Source organism: Streptomyces sp. NPDC002754 (assembly GCF_053592315.1).
This window is the reverse complement of the sequence record NZ_JBSFVM010000074.1, coordinates 1-6,181: the sequence shown is the minus strand read 5'-3', so window position 1 is coordinate 6,181 and position 6,181 is coordinate 1. Positions and strand designations below refer to the sequence as shown.

General features: G+C 73.3%; 4 protein-coding genes. All 4 read left to right on the top strand.

Features of this window, described 5'->3' with window-relative positions; all coding sequences use genetic code 11:
• Positions 1-329 precede the first annotated feature (329 nt).
• Positions 330-1,403, top strand: a complete 1,074-nt coding sequence (locus tag ACWD2L_RS40760) for a nitronate monooxygenase (RefSeq protein WP_351345714.1) — start codon at positions 330-332, stop codon at positions 1,401-1,403.
• Entirely contained in the window at positions 1,403-2,149 is a 747-nt protein-coding gene (locus tag ACWD2L_RS40755; protein ID WP_351345711.1) for a 16S rRNA (uracil(1498)-N(3))-methyltransferase, read from the top strand. Before ACWD2L_RS40760 ends, ACWD2L_RS40755 begins: the two co-directional genes overlap by 1 nt.
• 79 nt (positions 2,150-2,228) lie before the next feature.
• Positions 2,229-2,786 (top strand): hypothetical protein, encoded by a 558-nt coding sequence (locus ACWD2L_RS40750; protein ID WP_351345708.1) that lies wholly within the window; start codon positions 2,229-2,231, stop codon positions 2,784-2,786.
• A 68-nt stretch (positions 2,787-2,854) separates the two neighbouring features.
• On the top strand, positions 2,855-6,076 hold the full coding sequence (locus tag ACWD2L_RS40745) for a S41 family peptidase (RefSeq protein WP_351345705.1): 3,222 nt from the start codon (positions 2,855-2,857) through the stop codon (positions 6,074-6,076).
• Positions 6,077-6,181 lie beyond the last annotated feature (105 nt).

The following is a 6,181-nucleotide window of genomic DNA, read 5'->3' as shown; positions in this document are numbered from 1 at the left end:
GGGAGCGAAGACGTCTAACGGTGTGGAGCAGGTAGAGCGTCAACACCGGTCTCCTTTTCAGGGGCTTGAAATATCAAGCCCCGCCGGCGATTGATCTTTCAGACCCGCGGGGATTGGGTTTTCCGGACCCGCGGGGTGGGCTTTCCGGACCTGCGGGGGTTGGGTTTTCCAGACCTGTGGGGGTTGGGTTTTCCAGACCCGCGGCGGGTGGGCAATTCAAGCCCCTGCGGCGATTGAGCAGCGGGGTCCGGGGCGGAGCCCCGAAGCGGGTGCCGGGTGGGCTCAAGGGGCGATTCGGTGGCCCGGAGGGGACGTGGCACGATGCGAGCATGTCCTCCGCACCCACCGATCTCTGCCCCCTCCCGATCGTGCAGGCCCCCATGGCTGGCGGCGCCTCGCACCCCGCACTGGTCGCCGCCGTGACCGAGGCCGGCGGACTCGGGTTTCTCGCCGCCGGGTACAAAACGGCCGACGGGATGTACCAGGAGATCAAACAGGCGCGGGCACTGACCGGCAGGCCCTTCGGCGTCAACCTCTTCATGCCGCAGTCCGAACACGCCGACCCGGCCAGCGTCGAGGTCTACCGCAACCAGCTCGCCGGCGAGGCCACCTGGTACCGCACCCCCCTCGGCGAGACCGACAGCTGCAGCGACGACGGCTACGACGCCAAGCTCGCGATTCTCGTCGACGACCCCGTCCCGCTGGTCACCTTCACCTTCGGCTGCCCCCGCCGCGCGGTCGTACAGGCGCTGCAACGCGTCGGTACGAAGGCCGGCGTCACCGTCACCACCGTGGAGGAGGCGCAGGCCGCGCAGGAGGCCGGCGCCGACCTGGTGTGCGTACAGGGGATCGAGGCCGGCGGGCATCAGGGCACGCACCGGGACAACCCCGAGGCCGACGGGAGCGGGGTCGGGCTGCTCTCGCTGATCGTGCAGGTGCGCGAGGCCGTGCAGCTGCCCATCATCGCCGCGGGCGGGATCATGCGCGGCGCGCAGATCGCCGCGGTGCTCGCGGCCGGCGCCGACCTCGCACAGCTCGGCACCGCGTTCCTGGTCACCCCGGAGTCCGGGGCGCCGGAGCCGCACAAGCAGGCCATGACCGATCCGCTGTTCAACCGGACCGAACTGACGCGTGCCTTCTCCGGCCGCCCCGCGCGCGGGCTCGTCAACCGGTTCATGCGCGAGCACGGACCGTACGCCCCGGCCGCGTACCCGCAGGTCCACCACATGACGTCGCCGCTGCGCAAGGCCGCGGCCAAGGCCGGTGACCCGCAGGGCATGGCGCTGTGGGCGGGGCAGGGGCACCGGCTCGCGCGGGGGCTTCCGGCCGGGCAGCTCGTGGAGGTGCTCGCCGCCGAACTCGACGCCGCCAAGGCCGCGTTGACGCAGCGGGGCGCCGCCTGATGACCGCTCCGGTATTCGTCGTCGAGGGGCCCGTACCCGGCGACCGCGCCTATGTGCTCGACGGGCCCGAGGGGCGGCACGCCGTCTCCGTGAAGCGGCTGCGAGCCGGGGAGACGGTGACCCTCACCGATGGGCTCGGCTCCTGGTGCGAGGCCGTCGTCACCGGCAGCGAGGGCAAGGACCGGCTCGAAGTCGCGGCGGGGCCCGTGCGGGTGGAGCCCGACGAGCGGCCCCGGATCACCGTCGTACAGGCGCTGCCCAAGGGCGACCGGGGCGAACTCGCCGTGGAGACCATGACCGAGACGGGCGTCGACGCGATCGTGCCGTGGGCCGCCTCCCGGTGCATCACGCAGTGGCGAGGCGAGCGCGGGCTCAAGGCGCTCGGCAAGTGGCGGGCCACCGCGCGCGAGGCCGGGAAGCAGTCGCGGCGGGTGCGGTTTCCGGTCGTCGGGGAGGCCGCGACGACGAAGGAGGTCGCGGCGCTGCTCGCCGGGGCGGACTTCGCGGCGGTGCTGCACGAGGACCGGGACGCCCCGAGCGGGGCGCTTGCTTCGGCCGGGCTTCCGGACAGCGGCGAGATCGTGCTCGTCGTCGGCCCCGAAGGCGGCGTCTCGCCTGAGGAGTTGACGGTGTTCGAGGAGGCCGGGGCGCAGCCGATGCGGCTCGGGCGGAGCGTCCTGCGCACGTCGACGGCCGGAACGGCGGCGGTGGCGTTGCTGCTGGGGCGCACGGGACGCTGGGGGTAGGCGGCCCGTACGCCGGTCGCTCCCATAGTGGCCGCAACAGCACTACCGACCCTGTACGTCCACTGGCATTCTGCCGTGCATGCGGGGATCGAGAGGGTTCGGCGGGCTGGTCCTCGTCGCTGCCGTCGTCGCCACGGGCGTCGCGTGTCAGCCGATCGAGGGCGACCTCAACCCGTCCGAGGTCGCGGCGACCACCGACCAGCAGGCCACCACTGAGCTGAACCGGCAGCACGGCAAGGTCGCCTGGCTCAGCTGTACGGCCGTGTACCGCGGGCCCACGCCCTCCGGTGAATCGGCGCCCAGCGAAGTGAAGGTCGACTGCCGGGGGAAGACCAAGGACGGCAAGGACGTCAACGTACAGGGGTGGGTGTACGGGGTCGTCGCAGGCGCCTGTGTGCGCGGAAAGGTCATCGCGCGCATCGACGGAAAGGTGTGGTTCAGCTACGGCGTGCTCGGCAACTGCGCGGCGAACGACGCCACTTCGGCCCCGAAGAACCCCGACCCCGGGCCTTCGAAGGATCCCGAACCGGCCCCCTCCGAGGATCCGCCGCCCCAGCAGCCGCAGCCCGGCGCCACGAGCACCGTCACCGAGACCGTCACGGTGACCGCGCCCCCGCCGACTTTCCAGGGGAAGTGAAGGCGGAAGTGAAGGGCAAGTGATCAGACGGGCTGACGTGGGGCGCGGCCAAATTTAGGCTGGGCCGGGTGACGACTCCTGCGTACCTCCGGTTCCCGCACCTGCACGGCGAGTTGGTGGTCTTCACCGCCGAGGACGACGTGTGGGCCGCGCCGCTCGACGGCGGCCGCGCCTGGCGGGTCAGCGCCGACAACATGCCCGTCGGTCATCCCCGGCTCTCCCCGGACGGCGAGACGGTCGCCTGGACCTCGCGGCGCGACGGAGCACCGGAGGTGCACACCGCCCCGGTGGCCGGCGGATCCGCCAAGCGGCTTACGCACTGGGGGAGTTGGACGACCCAGGTGCGCGGCTGGACACCCGACGGGCGAGTGCTCGCCACCACCACGCACGGCCAGGCCTCGCTGCGCCGCAGCTGGGCGCGGGCCGTGCCCCTGGACGGCGGACCCGCCGAGACGCTGCCGTACGGGCCCGTGGGCGGCGTCGCGTTCGGGCCCGAGGACCGGACCCTGCTGCTGTCCGCGACGATGGGGCGGGAGGCCGCCTGGTGGAAGCGGTACCGGGGCGGCACGGCCGGCAAGCTGTGGATCGACCGGGAGGGCGCGGGGGAGTTCGGGCGCCTGCACGCCGAACTCGACGGGAACATCGAGTACCCGATGTGGGTGGGGGACCGCGTCGCGTTCCTCTCCGACCACGAAGGCGTCGGCGCGCTCTACTCCTCCCTCCCCGACGGTACCGAGCTGCGACGGCACACGCCCATCGACGGCTTCTACGCGCGGCATGCCGCCACCGACGGCGAACGGGTCGTCTACGCGAGCGCCGGTGACCTGTGGATCGTCGACGGCCTCGACGAAGGCGTGGAGGCGCGCCGGCTCGACATCCGCCTCGGCGGCCAGCGCGTCGACCTCCAGCCCCGGCCCGTCGACGCCGCGCACTGGTTCGGTGCCGCGTCCCCCGACCACACCGGACGCGGCAGCGCCGTCAACGTACGCGGCGCCGTGCACTGGGTGACCCACCGCGCGGGCCCCGCCCGCGCGCTCGCCGCCGCACCGGGCGTCCGGGCCCGGCTCCCGCACACCTTCCGCGTCGACGGCGAGGAACACGTCGTGTGGGTGACGGACGCCGAGGGCGACGACGCCCTGGAGTTCGCGCCCGCCACCGGCGCCGCGCCCGGCGCCACACCGCGCAGGCTCGGCGCAGGACGGCTCGGCCGGGTGCTCACCCTGACGGTGGCGCCCGACGGCGGCCGGGCCGCCGTGGCCTCGCACGACGGCCGGATCCTGCTCGTCGAGCGCGACAGCGGCGACGTACGGGAAGTGGACCGCAGCGAGGACGGGAACGCCACAGGGCTCGCGTTCTCGCCGGACTCGGCGTGGCTCGCCTGGTCGCACCCGGGACCGCACGACCTGCGCCAGCTCAAGCTCGCCAACGCCACCGACCTGTCCGTCAGCGAGGCGACCCCGCTGCGATTCCGGGACTACGCGCCCGCGTTCACGCTCGACGGCAAGCACCTGGCGTTCCTGTCGGCGCGCTCCTTCGACCCGGTCTACGACGAGCACGCCTTCGACCTCGCGTTCGTCAGCGGCTCGCGCCCGCACCTGATCACGCTCGCCGCGACGACACCTTCGCCGTTCGGGCCGCAGCGCCACGGCCGCCCCTTCGACACCCCGGACGTTCCCGGAGCCGAGACGCCCGACAGCGAGGGCACGCCCGCGACCCGCGTCGACCTGGAGGGCCTGCTCGACCGCATCGTGCCGTTCCCCGTCGAGGCCGCGCGCTACTCCCGGCTGCGGACGGCCAAGGACGGCGTGCTGTGGCTGCGGCACCCCGTGCGCGGCGTGCTCGGCGACTCCCGTGCCGGTCTCGACGCGCCGGAGCCCAAGACCCGCCTGGAACGCTACGACCTGGTCCAGCAGCGCATCGAGGAGATCGGCGCCGACGCCGAGCACTTCGAGGTCAGCGGCGACGGCAAGCGGGTGCTGCTGTGGACCGGCGAGGCCCTCAAGGTGGTCCCCAGCGACCGGCGCCCCGCGCACGACGACGACAGCGACACGAACATCACCGTCGACCTCTCCCGGGTCAGCCAGACCGTCGACCCGGCGGCCGAGTGGCGGCAGATGTACGACGAGGCCGGACGCCTCATGCGGGACAACTTCTGGCGCGCCGACATGAACGGCGTCGACTGGGAGGGGGTGTTGGCGCGGTACCGGCCGGTGCTCGACCGGGTCGCCACGCACGACGACCTCGTCGACCTGCTGTGGGAGGTGCAGGGTGAGCTGGGGACCTCGCACGCGTATGTGTCGCCGAGGGGCGGAGGGGGCACCGCCGCGCGCCGGCAGGGGCTGCTCGGCGCCGACATCTCCCGTCACGAGGACGGCAGTTGGCGGGTCGACCGGGTGCTGCCGTCCGAGACCTCCGACCCGCGCGCCCGCTCCCCGCTCACCGCGCCCGGTGTCGCCGTACGCGCCGGGGACACGCTCGTCGCGGTCGGCGGGCGGCCGGTCGACCCGGTGACCGGGCCCGCGCCGCTGCTCGTCGGCACCGCCGACCAGCCCGTGGAGTTGACGGTCTCGCCGGCCGGTGGCGGCGACCCGCGCCACGTCGTCGTCGTGCCGCTCGACGACGAGGAACCGCTGCGGTACCACGCGTGGGTCGCGGACCGGCGGGCGTACGTCCACGAGCAGTCGGACGGCCGGCTCGGATATCTGCACGTCCCCGACATGCAGGCGCCGGGCTGGGCGCAGATCCACCGGGACCTGAGCGTGGAGGTCGCGCGGGACGGGCTCGTCGTGGACGTCAGGGAGAACCGGGGCGGGCACACGTCGCAGCTCGTCGTGGAGAAGCTGGCGCGCCGCGTGGTGGGCTGGGACGTGCCGCGGGGCAGCCGCCCGTTCACGTACCCGATGGACGCGCCGCGCGGCCCGGTCGTCGCCGTGGCCAACGAGTTCTCCGGCTCGGACGGCGACATCGTCAGCGCGGCGATCAAGGCGCTCGGCATCGGGCCCGTCGTGGGCGTACGTACGTGGGGCGGCGTCATCGGCATCGACAGCCGGTACCGGTTGATGGACGGGACGCTGGTCACGCAGCCGAAGTATGCGACCTGGATGGAGGGGTACGGGTGGGGCCTCGAGAACCATGGGGTGGACCCGGACGTGGAGGTGGTTCTGGCGCCCCAGGACGCGGTGGCCGGTCGTGACCCGCAGCTCGATGAGGCCATCCGCATCGCGCTGGCGGCGCTTGCGGACAACCCGGCCAAGTCGCCGCCTACGCTGCCGCGAGCTTCGGCGGAGTAGTGGTGACGCCCACGGGGCTCTGCCCCGGACCCCGCTGCTCAATCGCCGCAGGGGCTTGAAAGATCGCCTCAATCGCCGGCGGGGCTTGATAGATCAAGCCCCGCC